Genomic DNA, 1218 nt, shown 5'->3' with positions numbered 1-1218 from the left:
ACCTAATAATCTTCAACCAACTAACCTTCAACCAACTAACCTTCAACCTGCTAACCTTCAACCTACTAATCTTCAACCTAATAATCTTCAACCTAATAACCTTCAACCTGCTAACCTTCAACCTGCTAACCTTCAACCTGCTAACCTACCCTACGGGAACGCCAAGGGCGAACAACCTGCAACCCTTACCGGACAGACAATCACCTTTGAAATAGAAGATACCGGTCCTGGTCTTGATCCAGCTGAGATTGACAGCTTGTTTGAAGCATTTGTCCAAACTGAAATCGGTCGGAAATCTGAGCAAGGAACTGGTTTGGGTTTATCCATTAGCCGACAATTCGTGAAGTTGATGGGAGGGGATATCACCCTTAGTAGTCCTCTAGGTGGAGGAACAATCGTTAGATTTGATATCCAGATTAGTCTGGCTGGAGCAGGTGCAGACATTCAGACACAACACCCAACCCGATCGGTGATTGGATTAGCACCTGACCAACCTAAGTATCGGATCCTGGTAGTTGAAGATAAATGGGAGAGTCGAAAACTACTGGTCAAGCTGCTAGAGCCACTGGGATTCGAGGTTCGTGAAGCCGAGAATGGTAAAGAAGGGGTAGCGCTATGGTCGAGTTGGGAACCCCATCTGATCTGGATGGATATGCGGATGCCAATAATGGATGGCTACGAGGCTACTAAACAGATCAAAGCCCATTTGAAGGGTCAAGCGACCGTTATTATTGCTCTGACTGCCAGTGCCTTTAATGAAGAGCGAGTGCTTATCTTGTCTGCTGGTTGTGACGATTTTGTGCGTAAACCTTTCCAGGAGGAGGAGATTTTTGAAACAATGGCTCGCTATCTCGGAGTACGTTATGTCTATGAAGAAAAAACTTCAGCCACCTCACCTCAAAGGTCAGCAACTGAGGCGCTGACGCGGGAAGCTCTAGCTGTGATGCCTGCTGAGTGGGTTGAACAGCTGTACCAAGCAGCTAACCAAGTTAATAATCAGCGGATTTTCCAGCTAATCGAGCAAATTCCTTCCGAACATGGTCCGGTTGCGATCGCACTGACGGATTTGGTGCGAAATTTTCGTTGCGACAAAATCATTGATTTAACTGAACCAGCTACATCATGACTATTACTCACACTAAGACACCATTAGATATCATTGAAATTAAGACCCCTAAAGGGAACATTTTAATTGTTGATGATATATCCGAGAATCTA

Annotated in this window: 1 protein-coding gene; it reads left to right on the top strand. The window is 45.2% G+C overall.

Annotation, left to right across the window (positions count from 1 at the left end; genetic code table 11):
• On the top strand, window positions 1-1126 hold a 1126-nt coding region (locus tag F6K53_RS43725), incomplete at its 5' end, for a response regulator (protein ID WP_293087052.1).
• Between the last annotated feature and the right edge of the window lie 92 nt (window positions 1127-1218).

Source organism: Moorena sp. SIO4A1 (genome assembly GCF_010672065.1).
Taxonomy (GTDB): Bacteria; Cyanobacteriota; Cyanobacteriia; order Cyanobacteriales; family Coleofasciculaceae; genus Moorena.
The sequence above is the reverse complement of the archived record's forward strand: the minus strand, read 5'-3'. Positions and strand labels throughout refer to the sequence as shown.